This is a genomic window from Paenibacillus ilasis (assembly GCF_043195395.1).
Lineage (GTDB): Bacteria > Bacillota > Bacilli > Paenibacillales > Paenibacillaceae > Paenibacillus_AQ > Paenibacillus_AQ lautus.
Genome location: NZ_JBHDJG010000001.1, coordinates 1597713 through 1618320, shown reverse-complemented (window position 1 = coordinate 1618320; position 20608 = coordinate 1597713). Strand labels below are relative to the sequence as shown.

The window sequence follows — 20608 nt, the reverse complement described above, 5'->3', positions numbered from 1 at the left end:
TTCATCGTTTATATCGATAAACAGATGATCACCTATCTGATTATATCGTTAAATTCTACTTATTCCAATTCCTTTACAGAGATTATTTTCTGGCTGTGTTATACCAGTACAATTTCCGGTTCCGGAACGAATCCAAAATGGTTGTTAATCGACTCCGAGATCAGATTCATCAAGTACAGGATGTCCGTTGCTTTGGCATGCTTCTGGTTCAGAATCATGTTACCGTGATGCGGAGAGATGATCGCGCCGCCATATTCGGTTCCTTTCATATTCAGCTGATCCACAAGCGAGCCGACGGCTACCCCATAATCATAATTATTTTTGAATACGGAACCGCAGGACGGGTAATCGAAATGGCGTTTACTCGTCCGGTACTTGATGATGTCAAGCATCGACTGGGGCGTCTCAATTCCCCTTCCTGCCAACGCGTGTACCTCACCCAGGAAGAATGAGAAAAAGGATGGCAATGATGATGGATGGCTGCCGCGAGTTTTCCACTCCGTAAGCAGCTCAGACGTCATGCTGATCTGCTCCTCCGAGCTGACCGGAATATTGAGATCGGCCCCTACGATGATCCAAGGGTGCTGCTGGAAGATGGATTGCTTGTATGCAAATAAACAGTCCGCCACGGTAATGGACTGTACCTTTAAGCTCGAATCCATCGTATCAATATAATAGACTGTATCCAGAATATCGCAGATTTGGCGCGCATTATATTTGGCGTTCATATAGATGCCGGCCCCTACGCAGCCAGGGAGCAAAAAAGTAAAGTCGAGCAAATCCGTTCCGCCCATTAAACCCATTAAGGACAGCAAAGACATCGGCGCGCCGGATGAAACGTACCATTTATCTCCCGACACCCGCAGCTCCACCAGGTTTTTGAGCGATATAAACACCAGATCATGCTTCGGTTCATCCGGGAACAGGATATTGGATCCCATTCCAAAGATGTACCATGGCATCCCGCGTTTCCAGCAGTCCTGCAGGAGATCCGCCAGATCGTTTGCCGTTTCAGGCAGGGCCAGATAATTGGCTGAACCGCCGATCCCATACGTCGAAAAAGCAGACAGCTCCACATTGCGCTTGCACAATCGGTCGATAGCAGATGTATGTAAAGTCATCGTAGACATGTCACTCCCTATTCTTCACATTAGGCACAACAATCCTTACTAAATGTGGGGATGTTACATCATTATGATCCAACTGCTTAGGTGGTGTCAATCTGGGGAGGAATCCTGGCTAAATAGCAAAAAATCCCTGGATTACAGCCCGTAGACCGTAACCAAGGGATTCATTCATAATCACTTTATTCGTGCCCAGGATTTATTCAAGGAAATCCTTGAGACGTTTGCTGCGGCTCGGATGACGCAATTTACGAAGCGCCTTCGCCTCAATCTGCCGAATGCGTTCACGCGTAACGCCGAACACCTGCCCTACTTCCTCCAGAGTTCGGGTCCGTCCATCCTCAAGTCCAAAGCGCAGCCGGAGCACATTCTCTTCACGCTCGGTGAGCGTATCGAGCACTTCCTCCAGCTGTTCCTTCAGCAGCTCAAACGCCGCGGCATCTGCCGGTGCCAATGCGTCCTGATCCTCAATGAAATCACCCAGGTTGGAGTCGCTTTCCTCGCCGACCGGCGTTTCCAGGGACACAGGTTCTTGGGATACCTTCTGGATCTCACGTACTTTTTCCGGCGTGATATCCATCTCTTTACCGATTTCTTCCGGTGTCGGTTCGCGCCCCAGCTCCTGAAGGAGCTGCCTGGAGACACGGACGAGCTTATTAATCGTCTCTACCATATGCACCGGGATCCGGATGGTTCTTGCTTGGTCAGCAATCGAGCGGGTTATCGCCTGACGAATCCACCAAGTGGCATACGTACTAAACTTAAAGCCTTTGGAGTAGTCGAACTTCTCCACCGCTTTGATCAGGCCCATATTGCCTTCCTGTATCAGATCAAGGAACTGCATTCCCCGACCAGCATAGCGTCTTGCTATACTTACAACGAGACGAAGATTCGCTTCAGCCAAACGGCGTTTCGCTTCTTCATCTCCCTCCTCTATTCGTTTGGACAGTTCCACTTCTTCATCGGCTGTAAGGAGGGGAACACGACCGATTTCTTTCAGGTACATGCGAACCGGATCGCTAATCTTGATGCCTGGTGGAAGTGAGAGATCGTCATGAACCGAAAAATCCTCTGTCGGAGAATTAGCCGCTTTCTCTGTATCCGTAACCTCTCGTTCCAATGCAAAATCCGCACTTTGACGGTTCTCCATTCTATGCCCCCCTGTTGACAATCCCATATTTTCATGCTAATCTAGCATTAGGTTATTATGACATTAAGCCAATAGTTATTTATCCTTCATTCTAGCATATTTTTCACACTATATCAACTTCTAATATATTCTAGTTCATCTCACCCGATCTCACCCTGAGACCGGGTTTTTTATGCTCCAAATCTGCCTTAGGGAACTAGTCATTGCCCCTTCGCGAACAAGTACAAGTTCATCTTCTTACACTACATATGCTACGTTTATTTAAGCTGATCTAGTACAGCTTTCGTGTTCTGATTCAGCGGTTTCACATCGGGAGCCTTCACCGGCTCATCGCTCAGCTCATATTTGTGCTTGAGTTCAAGCGTGGCCCTCACCCGGTCATTCAGCGTCTCTTCCGGGATCACGCCGCTCTCAACAGCCTCGGTCAATGCCTGAATGACGGCTTCCTCCAATGCATATTCATGTCCGATCAGAATCATGTTGCTCCCTGCGACAACGGACTTCACGGAAGCCTCTCCTACGTCCGTACTGCCGGAAATAGCCCCCATTGTCATATCATCCGTTATAACGACACCCTTAAACCCCATTTCTTCCCTTAACAAATCATTTATCACGGGTTTCGAATAGGAGGATGGCGTATCCGGATCGATGCTCTTCATCAGCAGGTGCGCAACCATAACCACATCGGCCCCTTCATCAATCGCTTGTTGAAACGGTACCAGCTCCAATTCATGCAGACGCTTCAGATCATGATTAACAACGGGCAGACCGAGATGGGAATCGACCGAAGTATCGCCATGCCCTGGAAAATGCTTCACTACAGGTACGACACCATGCTCCTGTATCCCCTTCATGGAGGCAATCCCCTGCGTGCTTACGGTTTCTGCTGTATTGCCAAAGGATCGATCGCCGATGACCGGATTGTTCGGGTTGCTATTAATGTCCAACACCGGGGCGAATACCATGTTGAGCCCGAGTCCCGCTACCTTCTGCGCGATAAGACCGCCAACACGCTTCGTCAGCGCAAGATCCCCCTTGCTTCCGACTTTGCCGCTTGACGGCAGCTTTACATACTCATCGGGAAAACGCGTAACCCGTCCGCCCTCCTCGTCTATACTCAGCCACAGGGGCACCGGATTCGCAGCATTGGCTTCCTTCAGATCGTTGAACAGCTTTACTGACTGCTGCGCGCTCTCGATATTATCCTTAAAAAAGATAAATCCGCCGACATGGTAATCCTCCAGCAACCTGCGCGAGGTATTATCCAGGGCAGTCCCTTCGATTCCAACCAGCACCAGCTGTCCGATCTTCTCCTTGACGGTCATGCTATTCAAAAGCTCGGCTACCGCATCATCCGTCTCGTTCTCAGGCAGATTCCCTTCGCTGTCCGTGCTGTCTGATGGAGGCGGTGTCCCGTCTTCATCTTCTGGAGATGGAGTCTGCGGCTCCTGCACTTGCCCGGGCGGCGAAGCTCCTGATCCGTTATCTCCGAGGTTGCTGGGTTCGGCTCCGTCCCGACAACCTGCCACAGCCAATAGCAAGATGACAACCAACATCGTTAAGCACATCCATTTTGTCGTACGCTTCAACATTGTCACCTTCCTTCAAATTCACAATACTATATTCGTCCTCTGTTCCACAGAGTCCTTCCATCATAACATGATTTCCTTACAGCCCAAACCAGCTGAAGCTGCCCGCCCAAGAAGAAGCAAGAGCCGCATCGACAGCGGCCCTTGCTCGCCTATTTAAGCAATCCGAGCTTACGGGCTTGCTCCTCTGTTAATATAAACTGCTCCGTCTCCCACACTTCATCCTCATCCGTTCTTCCGAACATCAGCATAATATCATCCCATATATTCTTTTGCATCGCCTCAGCTTGCGTGATAATCACCTTCATGTTAGCATCCTTCCTTTCCTTGGAATCATCTCCTACTACATATACAACCATCAAAGGTCGTATAGAATCGATAAACAAGCAAAAGCCTGCAGATAGTATCTGCAGGCAGGGTCTGTACTATAACTAGGAATAAGCAGGATGATATTTAATCCACGACATAGCAATGGTCCCTTCGCCGGCATGAATGCCCGCAACAGGAATAAAAGTCATGATTTCGGTTTTTAACGCCGGATGGGCCCCGCTGATCTCCTTCTGGATTTCTTCGGCAACTTCGACGTTGTTTGCGTGCATGATGCAGACCTTTTTAATTTTCTGTAAATCCAGTTTCATAAGTTCCAGCATTCTCTGCTTGGCCTTCTTGAACGTCCGGATCTTCTCTTCCACAATGACCTTGCCTTCATCAAAACGCAGCAGCAGATGAATGCGGAGCAGGTTGCTGAGAAGAAGCTGGGTGCCGGATACCCGGCCGCTGCTGTGAAGCCGGTGCAGGCTTGCGGGAATAAGGTAGAATGACATGTTTTGCACCATGGACTGGATTTTATCTTTTATGATCTGCACGGTATCCCCTTGGCTATGCCAGTGAATCCCGGACATGATCATTTCGCGTACCGGAAACGCTCCCGCTTGAGAATCGATGCCAACCACGGGTACCTCGGCAATCTCTGCCGCCTGCATCGATGAATTCAATGTTCCGCTGAGCTCGGATGAACAGTGAATGGCGATAATATCATCATACTTCACTTTCAGGGATTCATATAATTCGATGAATTCACCGATCGGAGGCTGTGAACTGCTGACTTTCGGTTCATCTTTCATTCTTTCATAAAAGGCCTCTGCCGAAATGTCAATTCCTTCCCTGTACGCCTCCTGTCCAAGTATCAACCTCAAAGGTACAATATAAATATGATTTTCCTTGGCGAATTCAGGATCGATCGTACTCGTGCTGTCGGTTACCCATGCTATGGATCTCATTATCGTGTTCACGTCTCGCTTTCATGTAGTAAAAAGTAGGAAAGGAAGCGATTTAAGCCGCTAAATTCATCATATCTTACCCTCACAGCGCATTGCAAACGAAAGGAACGTGATTTCATATCCTACACATAGGTTCGCCACACAAAAGCCTTATTTTCGCTCTGCGTTATACCCCTTTTCTCCAAAAGGTTCCAGCTGTTCAATCCAATAGGCTTCCCGTTTGCTGACCGCATCCTTCAGATCATAGAACGGATCTTGCTTCGGCTCCATGGTCTCCAGAATCTCAAAAACAAATGCATCCTCGCCATACTCATTCCATTCCCGCTGAAGCGTCTTATTGTAGCTTGTTCCCATCTGCAGCTCGAATCGTTTGCCGTTCATGGTCTTCAAGTTATTCGTTCCGGCAACAAATACTTTGCCGTTCTTTGTGTTTCGAATTTGATACACACCTGCTTCAATCTTGATTTCCTTATACATTTGATTTAATTCCTGTCTGCGATTCATGGCGTTAAATCCTCCTAATCTTAGCGTTTAAATCGTTAACCAGTACTGGCTTCCATCGTCCTTGCGATCCAAAAAACCATATTCAATCAAATATCGGCGAATCGTCACATAATCGGGATGGTCCCTCCCGATCGTATCGTTGATTTCTTGTTCGGTATACTTGACACCCGGTTTAAAACGAGCTGCGATTTCTCGCAAAACGACGTATTTCTGCTTTTCCTTGAGCTTAAATGTCTTCAGCGGACCATCGGTCCCTTCGGGAAATACCTTGGCCAGGATTGCTTGCCTTTCTTCTTCCGTAACATTGTAGCGCTCATCCACCATCTTGGCCTGCTTGGGAATCTCAACAAATGCCGGTGCGTGGTCATCCTTTTCCTTCAGCAGCTCCATTAAAGTCAGCAGCACCTTGGACTGCCTTTCCTTCTCCTTCAAGGCAAACCGGTGATTGCGAATCGTCGATGCGCTGCCTATGCCCAGCTCCTGTTGAACCTCTTTATCGTTCATGCCTTGATAGAAGAGCTGCAGCAATCGATTCTGATGCTCGGTCAGTCCAGTCAGCTTCTTATCGAGCCCCGACAGATACTGAAACACCGAACCATGCTCCCGACGGATATGTACAGTCATGTATCGTTCTGACTCATATAACACATCTTGGTCCGGGTAGATGATCCCTTTCTCGATCGTCTTGCCGCACAGGAGGCATACCCATACGGGACCTTCGTCAACATAGCCTTGTTTAAGTTCATCTATAGAAGCATTCCAGAAACGATCGTTCGGATCCAATGTAAACACCACTTTTCAAATTGTTATTTATATAGACATTTTATATTTTTGTCTATAACATGTCAATCGTACTCCACTTCGATATAATATTTCTTCCTCCCTTCTGTGGAACCTGCTAGAATAGAGGTTGCTGCTGTAAAATTTAGGGGGTATCATCATGAGTTTCATCCAACAGTCGGCAAAAGAAATGCGTTCTTGGCCGCGTAACATCAAGCTGTTTTTTCTAGCAAACGTGCTGTATCAGATCGGTACCGGCATGTTTAGCGTGCTCTACAATTTATACATACAAGGCCTTGGGTATAATGACTCCATGAATGGAACAGTGGTCAGTATTCAATCCCTAGCAACGGCATTGATGTTCATTCCGATTGGCCTGATCGGAGACCGTGGCAGCCGCAAACGAATCCTCGTCCTTGGGGCGTTGTTAAGCGGTGCAGGACTGATCGCCCGCGCTTTTCTGGAAAGCGAGTTCAGCTTGCTTGGCCTTGCGATATATACCGGTCTGTTCGCATCCTTCTTTCAGGTGCTGGCTATCCCCTTCTTGGCGGAAAACACGGCGAAATCGGCTCGCATGCGGATCTTTAGCATCCACGCCTCGCTTGTCCTTGCTTCTCAAGTGCTCGGAAGCATGGGAGGCGGATTTTTGGCTGATGCCCTGCAGGCCGTTGGTATGAACAAGGTCGGCAGCTTGAAAACCGCGCTTTTCATAGGCGGCCTGGCAACCTTTGCGGCGTTTATCCCGCTCTTGTTCACAACCGATCAGAAGGCCGAGGAGATACAGGCACTGGATGCACCGCTTACGGATCATCAACCAGCTCAGGCAGGAGGAGCTGTTAACACCTCCGGTTTGGGGGATTACAAAGTCATCGGTCAGTTCGCGCTTGCCCAATTGTTAATCGGCCTAGGCTCAGGGCTTGTCGTGCCTTATTTGAATTTATATTTTACCAACCGCTTCTCGGTATCGTTATCGGCGGTCGGCATTCTGATATCACTCGGACAAGTCATGACGATTGTATCAATGCTGATCGGACCTACGCTGGTGAATCGAGTGGGAGCCGTCAGGGCCGTGGTGCTCTTTCAAGTGCTATCCTTGCCCTTCCTGCTGTTAACCGGGTTCACGAACGTACTCCTCATTGCATCGGTCGGCTTCCTGTTCCGCCAAGCCCTGATGAATGCCGCCAATCCGATACAATCCTCGATTCTGATCGACCGCGTACCGGATCACCGAAGAGGAATCGCCAATTCGGTCACGCAAACCGCCTTCATGCTGGGCTGGGCCACCATGGGACCTGTACAATCTAAACTCGTCACCACTTACGGCAGTTATTGGGGATATGCGATCACATTTTGTATTACCGGAACGCTATATGTTGTATCTTCGTTTCTATACTACCGAATGTTCCGTGAGCGCAAAGGCAGCAGCCTCTCCTCCTCTGATACCGCCGCTACTCTCTAGCCTCAACCCGCAGTGGTTTCGCATGGAGCGGAACAGCTCCATCAGCTACGGCAATGGTCCGGGCCTGAAAGCTTCCCTTGTACCGGAAGACGGGCCCCCATATCGGATTGTCCACCTCAACGGAGATCCGGTATTGTTGATCCCCGTCATCATACCATTCGTTTACATCGGCTGTTCCGGTGAACCACCGGGGAACTCGAAACTGCAAAAGCCCCTCATAAAACCTCTGCTCCCCCGATTGAATGCGAATTCCGCCGTTAGCCCCTACGGCTATCCGGAGATCGACCGCCAAGTGCTGTTTATTCCCTAAATAATCCACGACTCGGCTGCGCTGCGTACTATAGATCATCGTGGCATCAAACCGCCTTTGGACACCCGGAAAATCAAAGCTGCGACACCACGTCACCGTTTCTCTTCCCCATTCATCCCGATACGCATAGTTCTCGATCCGAAACGGAATCCCTTTTCCGCGATTCGGAAACATAATATGCCGCTTCGTGCCTATATACAGAGGCAGCGCAGCCCAAGGCGCGTACCAGATTTCTTCCATAATGCCTTCGCCAATCGAAGCGATGTGATCCTTGCTGGCAAACCCGAACCGCTCCCGAATTTTGGGATGGAGCTGTTGAAATTGCAAGCCCAGCGCTTGTTCATAGATCGAGGTCATGCATCTCCCCTCCTTTACGGGAGTTATGCCCGGGGACGGGTCTTCGTGCGGGGCGGTAGGCACTCGGTAAATCTGCAGCAGACAGCAAAGCCATGAAGCATAATCCCATCATGGATCCGCTAAGCGTTAACGGATTGAACGGAGCCTTCATTAACTGGGGGGCCGTCATCCATGCTCCAAGCATCAAGACCGACAGCAAGAGAATTTGCAGCCTGTACCACAACCGACTCTTATGGAAGAGCAGCGTCAATAACCCAACGCCCATCTCGGTTATGCCGAGCAATGTCAGCACCAAGCCCTCCTGCCCTCCAGCCAAGCCCGACTGCCGCAACAGATCAAGCTCTCCGGCTTCCGGGAACAACAGCTTCGGTACCAGCCCCTCATAACACCATAGAATGGCCAGCATAAGTACGCTCAAGGCATGGATGAGTGCCTTTGGAATTGTTGCCGAAGGCGGAATATCCTTCTCTGCCCACAAACGCAGCACATCAAAGCTCCAAGCCGTCGCCAGGCCGAATAAAGGCCGAAACAGCAACCGGTCAAACCATGCGCCTGCCATGCCGAACCGTGTTTTGTAATCGTATTGGGTAGAGAAACTGATGCCCCCGCTCCCCTTGTTTGTATACTTCCAATAGCCGCTTCCCTCCCGAATCAGGGAGCAGCGCTGATCCGAGCCGAATCGCAGCACCGAGATGCGATTCCCCGTTTTCGGGTGCACGGCTGTTTTCGCAGCTCCCGTCCCCGTCACTTCCAGCCCGAAACCAATGCGGGTTTTATATAGAAACTGCTGGATGCCCGAATCAGCCTTCGGCAAATAATGGATTTCGGAAAACCGCAAATCCCACTGTTGATGCAGCTCAGGCCTCTGCGTCAACGTCCACAGCTTCTCCATATCCGTCTTGATATCGAGCTCGACATAGATCGGATTTCTCTTCATACGCTTTAGCTCCCCTTGGGATGTCCTTTAGGTCTTCAGCCGGACACCTCTCTATTTACAAGTCATTTTACAGCCGCGAGGAACTCCCCGTTAGACCTCACTTTTGTAGAACATACAAAGAAGAGGTACTACGTTTCGTAGTACCTCTTCCGTCCCTTCTATATAATCCGGCCTTAATTGGTCCCAAGAGCTAGTTGTCGTTCTCTCTCACGATCCCTTTGCGGCGGACCTTCTCCACGGCTTCCTTGCTGCTTCTTACCCCGAGCTTTTTCAACATTTTATTGATCTGGTTCTTGAGCGTGCTCTCGGTTTTGAACAGTTTCTTCTCCATCTGGGAATGGGTGTACCCTTCATCCAACAGATCAAACACCTCACGCTCCGCAGGCGTCAAGCCGCGCAGCTGCTCTTCGCGCTTAAGGCGGGCGAATTCCTTGAGCAGCACCTCCATCGATCCCGGATGAAGCACAGCGCTTCGGATTGCAGCCGGCAGCTCCTTAAACTTCGACTTCTCAATATAATTGACGGCACCGGCCGTAAAGGATTGCGTGATCACCTGCTCGTCACCCAGCGAGGTCAACATGATGGCCTTGGCCTGCGGCTTGCGCTCAAGAATTTCGGCGGCCGTGTATATCCCGTCAAGTCGGCCGGCAGTCAGCTGAATATCCATTAGCACGATATCAAAGGATAGGATTTGCGCCATCGCAATCGCTTGTTCGGACGACTCGGCCGTCCCGACAACGATCATATCCTCCTGCGCATTCAGAAAAACGGTCATCGATTTAATCCAATCCGGATCATCCTCTACCAAGAAGATTTGTATGCGATTCAAGCTTCTTCCCTCCCGGATAAACGAATCATTTTACTGCGCGGAAAATATAACGTAATCTCCGTACCAACCGCTTCGCGGCTCTCCAGACCTACGGAGCCTCCGCTTTTCTTCATCACGTTATAAACATACGACAAACCGAGCCCGAAATTATCCTGCTTATGACCCTTGGTACTGTAAAAAGGTTCAAACACAATCGCCTGCTGCGCTCTTGGAATGCCAATCCCGTTATCTTTAACGGTAATCGCCGCCCCTTTGCGGTCTGCGGTTATCGTAATCGTAATCAGCCCTCCCTCAGGCATCGCCTCCACGCTGTTGCGAATGAGATTGCTGATCGCTTCCTTCAAATGGACGGTATCCGCGAGCAGCCACGGCCGCTGGCGGCAGATTACGCTCAATTCGACGCCATGCCTGCGCAGCAGATCCTGTTCGCGGAGCTGCAGTTCAGCAAGCAGCTGATCCACGCGGACTGGCTGTTCCATCAGCTTAAACGCCTTCATCTGCTGCTGCATGCGCCCCACCATGGCAAGCAGATGCTCGGATGAATTCGCTATGACTTCAAGCTGTTCGATGGCAACGCCGTTGTCTTGTGGCAGCAGCCGCTTTACATTGTCCGTGCTCATCGCAATCTTCCCGATCTCGTTCTTAATGGTATGATTCAGCATCGATGTCCCCGAGCTGACGGCTTGCATCGTGCGATCCAGCGGATCGCGCTCGAATTTCAGGCGTACACCCAGGACGCCGTACACAAAGGTACAGATGACGGCAACGCCCAGCGAATACAGAATGAACAGGGACACGTACTTGAATGAATCATAACCTGGCGAGATCAGATTTCCAACATTAATCAGCAGCATCACCCCAAGCAAGGTAGGCACCATAATCCAGGTGGTGATCCACATGCTTTTGCGTTTTTGCGGATTTATCTCATGCGACAACGCGCGAATAAGCAAGGCACAGGCGGCCACATAATAGGGAACTGTCCATACGAATAACCATCCATAATGAATTCGGTAATCTTCCGTCAAAAGCACCTGGACCAGCATCGCGAGCACCGGCAAAAACAATCCTATTTTGAAATCGCGTTTTCTCTTATGCTGCCCGGGCGTGCGTGTATACACCAAGCAAAATATTAACACGCCATACGGTGTCAAGGTATGGTTTAGAAATTGAATCCACGGCTCATACCGGACCGCAATAAAACCCGCAGGCACAAGCAAATCTGTCAAACCGCCGATTCCTGCGCTCCACAGAAAAAAAGCCGCCCAGCGGTTCACCTCGCTCCGAGGCTGGTTGAACAGCAGTACAGCCGCCGCGCTCCAAAGCGCTACCACATAATATATCATGACGCATCGTCCATTCTCTTCGCGAATATAGTTTCATCCTACCACAATTGTTACGGCTGCGGGACCTCTTAGCTTGCCTCCACGAACAAGTCGGATCCATCAAATCATGAATTTTGTCTTGCTTCGATACTTCGATTTTTACATAGCGAAAACATTCAGTTTACATTCAGCCGCATTTAAGAAAGATATCAGGAACGATTGATAGGATAGATTTCGTAAGCAATCAAGCACACGAATGATAGAGAGAAACGAGGTGGAATCATGACAACCCAATTAAAATACCGGAACGAGCTTAAATTTTTTGTGAATATTCACCAGTACCGAATCATCCGTCAACGATTAAGAAATCTGGTGACCTACGATCAGCATGCAGGGCCCGGCGGGGAATATCACATTCGAAGCTTGTACTTTGACGATATCAACAACAAAGCGTTATACGAGAAGCTGGCTGGGGTTCGGGACCGGGTGAAATACCGCATCCGTATCTACAACGTAACCGACAACACCATCCATTTTGAGAAAAAAATCAAATTCCGGGATTACATCGCCAAACTGAAGGAGCCGCTCACAAGGGAGATGGCCGATCAGATCATGGCCGGTCAATACGAATGCCTCTATCAGCCGGACAAGCCATTGATGATGGAGCTGTATCACGAAATGAAGCATAAGCTGCTGCGTCCCAAGGTCATTGTCGATTATGTCCGCGAGCCGTATGTCTGCGCCAACGGAAATGTCCGAATTACGTTTGACAAGGAGCTTCGAACCGGCCTGCACTCCACGGATCTGTTTAATCGGAATCTGCTGCCCATCCGGGCGATCGATGAGAATCTGATTATACTCGAGGTCAAATATGACGAATACATCCCGGATTACATCAAAATCGCACTGCAGTTGGAAGGACTGGCCCGTCAATCGGCCTCCAAATACGTGATGTGCCGTAAATTTCTAAAATATAACACATGGGAGGATCAATAATTCATGAACACCACATCGACTTCAAGCAATACGAACACCACCAATTTTTCGGATATCGTCAAAAAATCCGTCATGGAAAACTTCGTATCCGATATCAGCATCTCCAAAATTCTACTTACGCTGGCCGTTGCCTTTGTTATCGGGTTATTCATTTACCTGCTCTATAAAAGAGTCTTTAGCGGCGTGCTGTATTCCAAAAGCTTTAACGTGTCTCTGATCGGGATGACCATGATCACGGCCGTTGTCATCATAGCCATTAACTCCAATCTCGTGCTCTCGCTCGGTATGGTCGGCGCACTCTCCATTGTCCGTTTCCGTACGCCTATCAAGGACCCAACCGATCTGATCTTCCTGTTCTGGGCCGCGGTTGCCGGGATCGTAACCGGAGCCGGGTTCTACACGCTGGCTGCCATCGGCTCCATCGTAGTCGGTCTGATCCTGTTCTTCTTCATTAAAAAAGCAACGGTGGATACCCCTTATCTGCTCGTGATTCATTGCGATAATGAACAGAGCGAACAAGCCGTAAAAGAACAAATGGGTCAAGCCGTGAAGCGTTATAATCTGAAGCAAAAAACCGTGACACCAGGCAGCATTGAGCTGACACTGGAAGTAAGGCTGCGCGACGCCGAAGGCCAGTTCGTGAACAAGCTGTCCCAGCTCCCGGGCGTTCATAACGCGGTTCTGATCAGTTACAGTGGCGACTATGTATCCTAAGTCAGGCGGTGGTCAGAGATGATAAAAAAAAGAATGACGGTTCAACTGTCCCTTGTGATGACCATAGTCCTCCTAATTTCAGGCTGCCAATGGACATCCACGGCTGCCGGGACGGTAAGCAGCACGGAGAGCGATGCCCAGCAGGAGCAAATGGATTCGACGGTTTTTCCGAAGGATAAGGTCATTGATGTTAAAATCACGATTGACGAAGCCGATTTTCAGGATATGCTGGACAACGCCAGCGCCGAAGAGTACAAGGAAGCATCCGTCAATTACAACGGCATGCCATTTGATCATGTCGGCATTCGCACCAAAGGCAATTTAAGCCTGCGCAGCGTAGTCAATTCCGACTCCGACCGCTACAGCTTCAAACTATCCTTTGACGAATACCTCAATCAAACCTTGAATGGAATCAGTAAAATCAATCTGAACAACAACTACAGCGACGCCTCGTATATGCGGGAATTCCTGACCTACGAGCTGGCAGATTCCGTCGGACTGCCGACACCCGGCTTCTCTTACGTCAATGTATACGTTAACGATGAATTATGGGGGTTCTACCTCGCGATTGAACAGATTGGCGACTCCTATCTGGAGCGTCATTTCAATAATTCCTACGGCGCGTTGTACAAGGCCGAAATGAACGGTGCCGGCAGCGATCTGACTTGGCTTGGCAATGACCCCGATTCCTATACCGGACTTGTCATGAAATCCAAATCATCCAATGACGATGTATTGATCGATATGCTGGACGAGCTCAATAACGGCACCGATTATGAGAAGGTCCTGGACGTGGATAATGTACTTAAGTACGTTGCCTTGAACGTCGTTGCTTCTAATATGGACAGCTACCTGGGGATGAATAAACAGAACTATTATCTGTATGAGAACAAAGGCGTCTTCTCTGTCCTGCCTTGGGATTACAATATGGCGTTTGGGGGATTCGGCGGATCGGGCATCCTTATTGACGAACCTACTCAGGGAGCCTTGGCGGAACGGCCCCTGATTGCCAAGCTGCTCGAGGTTGACGAATATAAGGAGCGCTATCACGCCATCCTCTCGGAGATGCTGGAGGGCTACATGCAGCAGGAAACATTCAATGAACGGGTGGCGCAATTACAAGATTTAATTTCCGGGCACGTTAAGCAAGACCCGAGATCTTTCTACTCCTATGAGGAGTACGAGCGATCCATCCCGACATTAACCTCATTCGTGGAAGAATCCATGGATAATATCCAGCAGCAGCTGGATGGAACGATTCCTTCCGCAGGCGATGGAACCGGCAGCGGCGGCATGGGTCCGGGCGGTCGCGGCGGGATGCGACCTGACGGTGGTGGCGGGATGGTACCAGGCGGGAACACGCCCACCAACAACGAAAGAACAACGGTTGATGCTGCTCCAGCCGTAAATACGGAACCATCACAAAATGCCGAAGAGCTTCCTGAAGATCAAACCCAATCTTCGGATCAGCCCCCTTCTGATGGAAATCAACGGGTCATGCCTCAAGACCCTGTTCAGAATGGTCAAGGCCAAGTGCCGGATTTCCCTCAGGGGCAGATGGGCAACGGATTCGGCGGCGAGTTTGGCGGTCAAATGCAGGGAGGCCCAGGAATGGGCCGGCCGGGCGATCGGTCAAACGGGGCTGCCGAGGAACAAGGCAGTCCCAAGGAAGCCTTATACGCCGGAGTATCCATCGCCCTGCTGCTTCTCTCTTGTCTCTTTGTAACACTGTATAAACGTAAAAGACTGTAATCATCTAACAAGGGGCAGTTCCCAAGGTCGATACCTTGGGAACTGCCCCTTTATCTACGATCGTTTGAGCCTATGACCGATGGTTTACACCTATTATACGATGAACCACGTGATCATGATGGGCGCTCCGATCAGGATCATGCCCAGCGCCATGACAATCCTCGTCGTATTTCTCGACAGCTTGTGCTGGGTCGCGGTTGAGCGATACCAACCGCTGAATTGCAGGCGATTGCGATAAAGGACCAGAAACCAGAGTACATTCCCCACGAACAGGAACAGGAAGTATAGTCCTTCCCAAGGTACCCAGTTCTTCAGTATTTGATGTTCTATGTTGCCCAGAACGGTTACAAAGATCATCATAATGATCATCATACGAATCATTTCGAGAATGGATGAGGCCAATTTGGTCATAACACTTACTCCTTTATAATCATGCTGGTACTGGTTATTTTTCCACTATACAGCAAAAATAAGCTCATGATAAGCAAAAAGGGCGATATGGCCATGATGCATCCATACCGCCCGCTTTAATCTTGAGGTAAATCGATAACCTGTACTGGTAATTCAACCGTTCCTAAATAACCATCACGGAGCCGGCTACTTCATGGGGCCTAACTCTGCTTGTTGATCCTGAACCGATTGTTTTCTTATAAAATATGAATCCAGCTTCCGACTGACCCACAAGGACAGCACGATAAAGGCAAGGACACCAAACAATTTAAAAGGTTCAGCAATAAAATCGGACAGGTTAGCACCGATGTAAGAGACACAGAACACCATAATGCCCTTGCCCAAGGTTACAGCCATCAGATAGGACATCAGGTTCATTCGGGCCAGCCCGGCGGCCACATTGACAGCGACAAACGGCCCTACGGGAAGTATGCCAAGCAGGAAAACGTAACTGAATCCGTTGCGCTGAATCCAGCGCATACCACGCTGAACTTTAGGTTTATTCGCCCAGCGTTCGATCAGGGCCGTACCGGATATTTTGCGCACGATGAGAAAGGTCGTTAAGCATCCTGCCACCATACCGATCCAGGAGTAAAGAAACCCTGCCCAAAGCCCATACACCGCCGCATTAACACCTACGATCACGATTGTAGGCATCGGTGGAATGAAAGACTTCAGGAAAGTCAGAAGGATGCCCGGCAGAGGGCCTAAAGCTCTAAATCGTTCTAACCACCATTCCAGATTGCTCTCTGTAAAGTAAGACATGATGTCCAAGTAGCCATTCAATGACTTCACCCATTTCTGCTAAGTATTGCCGACTAGCCGACCTGAAGCACCTGATTCAGCTGAGCCAGATGGTGGTTGTCGTGCCAGATGAAATCCCGCATAAATTGCGCCACCTCAAAGGGATGCCCGTCCCCGTCCGTGTACCGCAACTCATATGACGTCTCAGGCAAGGCTTCAATCGCCCGAATCAGCTTCTCCCTTGCGGTTATCGTCTGATCCACCAGCGCTTTTGTTGATAACGTCTTGGCATATTGCCTCGACTCTTCATTGAACGTGTCATAATCCACATGCCGGACGGTCAATGCATCCCCTGTGGAGATTTTGGCAATGGCTTCAGTGTAAAAATACTCATCCCAGCGCATGATATGGCATACCACATCACGTACGGTCCATTTCCCCTCTGCAATCGGGGTGCTCCAATACCCCTCTTCCTGTTCCGCGAACTCTCTCACTTTGCCGATCCACGCGGAATACTCATTCAGCAGCTGCTGGTTGTCACTCATATCCATTCTCCTTGTCCATATAAGATTTCATATAGGCGTCAAGTCGATCCTCCGGCCAGTGATACATCTTCAATAGCTCTTCATAAGGATCGCCCGAGATATGTAACAGCTTCGCAAAGGCAGGCTCCGTCTTGTAACCCAACCTCTTCAGCTCGATGATCTTTTGTCTTGCAGCTTCACCGAGTTGCTTCAGAAGCTTGTATTCCACGATCATATGACAGTAACCATTCTGACTCGTTGAAGGTAATGACTGCGCAAAAATCTCGAATTCCCATCCTTTATACCGAAATCGCGCTACCGTTCGATCCACGTTGTTGACCGTACGGGATGAGCATGTGAAATTCAAAACAAGTTCGCTATAACGCGTCTTGAGCTCTCGCTCAAAACGGGCAAAATCCGTCACATGGCAGATGATATCAAGATCGCTTGAAGCGATGTCAATCCCGATAGGGATCGTGCCCACCAATATCGGGTTGCAGGGTTTCAAATGATCCCATAGTCTAAGCTCGTCTATAACCATCGCTGCTTGCTTTTGTCTATCAGAGCCTAGTCGTAAGTATTCCAAGTTAAGAAAATCCATAGGTTCTTGCATGGCTGCCTCCACCTGCCTTACTCCGCTCAACTTTCAGGTTAGCGCTCGGTCCAGGTCGTCCGAACATAGCCCAGCTTCATGCCGACCGATTCCATGTTACGATGGCTCTGCGATAAGAAAGCGCACTGCGAGGCAACAAGGTCGCACCCTGCAAGCTTCGCCTCCTGTATTCTCCTGCGAAGCAGCTCCCGCTGCAAGCCCTGTCTACGATGCTCCGGGAGTGTTGCGGCAAATGTTAGTGACGCTGTCGATTGATTTACGTACATGACGCCAGCTGCGGCCGGCTCATCTTCGACATAAGCCATATAGAAGCTCCATCCCGGTCGTGAATACAATACACGATTATTCGAGGCTACAGATGGAATTCCTTGATCAGGCAATCCTGTTCCACGGCAATGAACTTTAGCATAATCCTCAAATTCATCTTTGTCTATTGTTCTGATCACAATTCCATTACCTTGCACCCCCTCCAGCTCCTGCGGGTTCATATACATGGCATTATGAAAAGCAGATTGATAGAATCCGCGATCGGCAAGCGCAGCCAGAACTTCCTGATTCACCAGGCCGGGTACAATCTCGAACTGGAACTTGCGATCCCTCGATTGATAAAAGTCGATGATATCATCCAGGTTATATAGATCCTCTGAACGCAGTCCTTTCACCGTGTTAAAAGAAGGCCAAGGCATCGTCTTGCTGTATAAGCACAGCGCATGGCCGAAGCGCTTCATTTCGACCCCTTCGGGATTTCCGGTCCGACCTTCGATTGCTTTCATTCGATCAAACATATAATCCGTTTCCGAATCCTGAATTCGATGGATAAGTTCCTCAGATGGAAGATGCTGCATATTGCCTCCTATGTATTAATGATTAGTTCTCCTTAACGTGTGATAAAAAGAGCCCGAAGATCGCTTACTGATGCTTCGGGCTCTTACTTGCTGTGTATGTTTTATTTCGCGCTGCCCGGCAGATCGCATGATCCGTCGGCGCACATGCCGTCGCTGCTGTCCGAATCATTCATCATCACTAGCGGATTCGCTTCACGATAAGCTTTATCTAGAGCGTCCGTGAACACTTCCAGCGGCTGCGCGCCGGATACGGCGTATTTGCCTCCCAGCACAAAAAACGGCACTCCCCGAATTCCCAAATTGGTTGCTGCTGCTTCGTCTGCCCTTACTTCGGATTGGAAGTCGTCACCCTCGAGCGCGGCCACAGCCTGATTCCGCTCCAGGCCGACTTCAGCTGCCAGATCAGCAAGCCGATTCTTATCACCAAGATTCTCGCCGTCTGTAAAGTATGCACGGAACAACCGCTCCGTCATTTCTTTCATTTTACCATGCCCGGATGCAAAATGAACCAGGCGGTGAGCATCAAATGAGTTGGCCGGGATGACGCGATCCATGTGATAAGTAAGCCCGACGCTTGCCGCTTGCTGGGTCACGTTGTCGTTCGCAGCCTTGGCCTGCTCGATACTCATGCCGTATTTGGATGCCAAGATCTCGTCCATGGTAACCCCGGCCTTATACGATGCATTGGGATCAAGCTCAAAGCTGCGATATACCACTTCAACCTGATCTTTATTAGGAAATTGCTCGAGTGCCGATTCGAAACGGCGTTTGCCAATATAACAGAACGGACACATAAAATCCGACCATATTTCAACTTTCATTCTTTTCGCCTCCTAGCGAGCATGAATACTAACTTACTTATTGTAACCCGCTTTCAGCATGACATCAACACCTCGCATAAATATGGAAAGGTCTAAGAAGGATGTTTACGATACCGAGTACAGGCGCGCCAGTTATCCAAGCTGTTTTCTGTTCTCCCGTAATCTGGTAAAAATCCAATCCGTCACAACCTCGACGCCTTGATTTCCCGCCAAGGAACTATTCATCACCAGATCCGCATGCCAGCGGGTAGGCTCAACATATTCATCGTGCCTGTATCTTACAAGCTGCAAATATTCCTGAAGCACACTTTCCTCGCTGTGTCCCTTATCTATAAACCACCGGTTCCTGCGAAGCATTCTTTCATCCGCGGGGCAGTCTACGAACAGCTTCAAATCAAGCGAGTTCCGAAGGTATTCGAATTGATACAGGAGAAATCCTTCAACAACGATTACATCGTATTCGCCACTATGGACGGCGTGCTCATAGTCCTCGGTCAGACGCTCGATATCGACGGCATCCGGATGGTTAAAATCCTCAAATATTTGATTGGTGAAGGGCGCCTTGGCCAAGGGCCTAACGGACTTATAGTATTTATCCATATGGAAGATGGCCACCCGGTACTCGCTTAATCTCTCCTTGAGCTTAAGACTTAGCGTTGTCTTGCCGCTGCCCGAACCCCCGCCAATCCCGATCCTTAAAGTCTGCCTACGCTCCATATCCTTTCATCTTCCTCCGTATGTATGTCCAGTGTATAGGTTCCATTATTATACAACCGATCCCAGGAAGTTGAAAGTTCCTGCGTTACAAGAAAAACCTCTCCCGCCCCCGGCGTAAGATCACAGAAGACAGACCACGATAATAAAAAAACAGACAGCATACCGCCGCCTGTCACTTATATTTTTTCCAATCCATCTCGCTGTGTTCCAGTAAATATTCAAAATCATTGTCGCGCCGTTTCTGTTCGGCCTTGCGCACAGCTTCCCGTTCCTGCCTTTCCTTCTCCAGCCGCTCGGCTTCATTGGCTTTCAAGGATTCGGTTGTTGCCTTCAACTTCGCCAGAACTTGAGGGTCCAGCATATCCTTTAACGTTGCGGGTTTATCGGCAGCTTCGGTTCGCGGCAAGGGAGACTTCTGTTTCTTTTTTGCCATGTTCATTCACCTCGATTTCCACATTATTATATCATCTTATGAAGGACCTGGCATCTATATCTGCTTGGTTATAACCACGAAAAAAGAGAGCCTCTCGGCTCTCCTTCTCATTATGTATACTTTACTTTTGAGGGCGATCGATGGGACTTGAACCCACGAATGCCGGAGCCACAATCCGGTGCGTTAACCCCTTCGCCACGACCGCCATGACAATGAGCAATGGATATGCCCGAGATCATAATTTATCAGATATTTAGCTATTTGGCAAATTGTAATTTCTTACATCCCATTCTTGATTTCAACCGAAAGAACATACTATACTTACTTGATTCCAACTAGATAATAGCGCCCTTATTCG

At 49.3% G+C, this 20608-nt stretch carries 23 protein-coding genes and 1 tRNA gene; 4 read left to right on the top strand and 20 right to left on the bottom strand.

Features of this window, described 5'->3' with window-relative positions; genetic code table 11:
- Nucleotides 1–98: 98 nt before the first annotated feature.
- The 7 genes from ACETK5_RS07815 to ACETK5_RS07785 form a co-directional block, all read right to left on the bottom strand.
- The gene (locus ACETK5_RS07815) at nt 99–1121 is read right to left on the bottom strand and encodes a UDP-N-acetylmuramate dehydrogenase (RefSeq protein WP_394054956.1); all 1023 of its coding nucleotides are present in this window, start codon (nt 1119–1121) and stop codon (nt 99–101) included.
- Nucleotides 1122–1323: 202 nt separating this feature from the next.
- A complete protein-coding gene (gene rpoD / locus ACETK5_RS07810) occupies nt 1324–2274 on the bottom strand; it encodes an RNA polymerase sigma factor RpoD (protein ID WP_076322045.1) in 951 nt (316 codons plus the stop codon).
- A gap of 257 nt (nt 2275–2531) precedes the next feature.
- Nucleotides 2532–3866 carry a beta-N-acetylhexosaminidase gene (gene nagZ / locus ACETK5_RS07805; RefSeq protein ID WP_394054954.1) on the bottom strand — a complete coding sequence of 445 codons (1335 nt, stop codon included), beginning with the start codon at nt 3864–3866 and terminating at the stop codon, nt 2532–2534.
- A gap of 149 nt (nt 3867–4015) precedes the next feature.
- Nucleotides 4016–4171 (bottom strand): hypothetical protein, encoded by a 156-nt coding sequence (locus ACETK5_RS07800; protein ID WP_164817406.1) that lies wholly within the window; start codon nt 4169–4171, stop codon nt 4016–4018.
- Between the two features lie 123 nt (nt 4172–4294).
- A complete protein-coding gene (locus tag ACETK5_RS07795) occupies nt 4295–5143 on the bottom strand; it encodes a DegV family protein (protein ID WP_100537904.1) in 849 nt (282 codons plus the stop codon).
- Between the two features lie 150 nt (nt 5144–5293).
- Nucleotides 5294–5647, bottom strand: a complete 354-nt coding sequence (locus tag ACETK5_RS07790; protein WP_100537905.1) for a GIY-YIG nuclease family protein — start codon at nt 5645–5647, stop codon at nt 5294–5296.
- Between the two features lie 27 nt (nt 5648–5674).
- A complete protein-coding gene (locus tag ACETK5_RS07785; RefSeq protein WP_394054951.1) occupies nt 5675–6430 on the bottom strand; it encodes a DUF2087 domain-containing protein in 756 nt (251 codons plus the stop codon).
- A gap of 157 nt (nt 6431–6587) precedes the next feature.
- Between ACETK5_RS07785 and ACETK5_RS07780 the strand changes: the two genes are divergently transcribed.
- A complete protein-coding gene (locus ACETK5_RS07780; RefSeq protein WP_394054949.1) occupies nt 6588–7886 on the top strand; it encodes an MFS transporter in 1299 nt (432 codons plus the stop codon).
- Here the strand turns inward: ACETK5_RS07780 and ACETK5_RS07775 are convergent.
- The 4 genes from ACETK5_RS07775 to ACETK5_RS07760 all read right to left on the bottom strand — a co-directional run bounded on the left by ACETK5_RS07775 (nt 7876) and on the right by ACETK5_RS07760 (nt 11662).
- Nucleotides 7876–8553: a DUF4166 domain-containing protein gene (locus ACETK5_RS07775; protein ID WP_394054947.1), complete on the bottom strand. Its 678-nt coding sequence runs from the start codon at nt 8551–8553 to the stop codon at nt 7876–7878. The genes ACETK5_RS07780 and ACETK5_RS07775 overlap by 11 nt on opposite strands.
- Nucleotides 8537–9490, bottom strand: coding sequence for a DoxX-like family protein (locus tag ACETK5_RS07770; protein WP_394054945.1), 954 nt, complete (start codon nt 9488–9490; stop codon nt 8537–8539). The genes ACETK5_RS07775 and ACETK5_RS07770 overlap by 17 nt, the downstream gene beginning before the upstream one ends.
- A 190-nt stretch (nt 9491–9680) precedes the next feature.
- Nucleotides 9681–10319 (bottom strand): response regulator transcription factor, encoded by a 639-nt coding sequence (locus tag ACETK5_RS07765; RefSeq protein WP_100537910.1) that lies wholly within the window; start codon nt 10317–10319, stop codon nt 9681–9683.
- Nucleotides 10316–11662, bottom strand: a complete 1347-nt coding sequence (locus tag ACETK5_RS07760) for a sensor histidine kinase (RefSeq protein WP_394054943.1) — start codon at nt 11660–11662, stop codon at nt 10316–10318. Before ACETK5_RS07760 ends, ACETK5_RS07765 begins: the two co-directional genes overlap by 4 nt.
- 261 nt (nt 11663–11923) lie before the next feature.
- Between ACETK5_RS07760 and ACETK5_RS07755 the strand changes: the two genes are divergently transcribed.
- From ACETK5_RS07755 to ACETK5_RS07745, 3 genes are read left to right on the top strand one after another with little or no spacing between them, the layout of a single operon-like run.
- Nucleotides 11924–12637, top strand: a complete 714-nt coding sequence (locus tag ACETK5_RS07755; protein WP_394054941.1) for a polyphosphate polymerase domain-containing protein — start codon at nt 11924–11926, stop codon at nt 12635–12637.
- 3 nt (nt 12638–12640) lie between these two features.
- Nucleotides 12641–13351 carry a DUF4956 domain-containing protein gene (locus ACETK5_RS07750; RefSeq protein WP_326113100.1) on the top strand — a complete coding sequence of 237 codons (711 nt, stop codon included), beginning with the start codon at nt 12641–12643 and terminating at the stop codon, nt 13349–13351.
- A gap of 18 nt (nt 13352–13369) precedes the next feature.
- A complete protein-coding gene (locus ACETK5_RS07745; protein ID WP_394054938.1) occupies nt 13370–15103 on the top strand; it encodes a CotH kinase family protein in 1734 nt (577 codons plus the stop codon).
- A gap of 93 nt (nt 15104–15196) precedes the next feature.
- Here ACETK5_RS07745 and ACETK5_RS07740 read toward each other — a convergent pair whose 3' ends face one another.
- The 9 genes from ACETK5_RS07740 to ACETK5_RS07700 form a co-directional block, all read right to left on the bottom strand.
- Entirely contained in the window at nt 15197–15514 is a 318-nt protein-coding gene (locus ACETK5_RS07740; protein ID WP_100537915.1) for a hypothetical protein, read from the bottom strand.
- A gap of 186 nt (nt 15515–15700) precedes the next feature.
- Nucleotides 15701–16318 (bottom strand): TVP38/TMEM64 family protein, encoded by a 618-nt coding sequence (locus ACETK5_RS07735; RefSeq protein ID WP_394057354.1) that lies wholly within the window; start codon nt 16316–16318, stop codon nt 15701–15703.
- Nucleotides 16319–16371: 53 nt separating this feature from the next.
- Nucleotides 16372–16842: a DinB family protein gene (locus ACETK5_RS07730; RefSeq protein ID WP_394054936.1), complete on the bottom strand. Its 471-nt coding sequence runs from the start codon at nt 16840–16842 to the stop codon at nt 16372–16374.
- A complete protein-coding gene (locus ACETK5_RS07725) occupies nt 16835–17434 on the bottom strand; it encodes a DUF4269 domain-containing protein (protein WP_394054934.1) in 600 nt (199 codons plus the stop codon). Before ACETK5_RS07725 ends, ACETK5_RS07730 begins: the two co-directional genes overlap by 8 nt.
- Nucleotides 17435–17472: 38 nt before the next feature.
- Nucleotides 17473–18279, bottom strand: a complete 807-nt coding sequence (locus ACETK5_RS07720; RefSeq protein ID WP_394054932.1) for a GNAT family N-acetyltransferase — start codon at nt 18277–18279, stop codon at nt 17473–17475.
- 101 nt (nt 18280–18380) lie between these two features.
- Nucleotides 18381–19100 carry a DsbA family oxidoreductase gene (locus ACETK5_RS07715; protein WP_394054930.1) on the bottom strand — a complete coding sequence of 240 codons (720 nt, stop codon included), beginning with the start codon at nt 19098–19100 and terminating at the stop codon, nt 18381–18383.
- A gap of 132 nt (nt 19101–19232) precedes the next feature.
- Complete coding sequence (locus ACETK5_RS07710) at nt 19233–19817, bottom strand: uridine kinase family protein (RefSeq protein ID WP_394054928.1); 585 nt, start codon at nt 19815–19817, stop codon at nt 19233–19235.
- A 172-nt stretch (nt 19818–19989) separates the two neighbouring features.
- Nucleotides 19990–20250, bottom strand: coding sequence for a YqkE family protein (locus ACETK5_RS07705; protein ID WP_071220257.1), 261 nt, complete (start codon nt 20248–20250; stop codon nt 19990–19992).
- Between the two features lie 132 nt (nt 20251–20382).
- Nucleotides 20383–20455 (bottom strand) — tRNA-His (locus ACETK5_RS07700).
- Between the last annotated feature and the right edge of the window lie 153 nt (nt 20456–20608).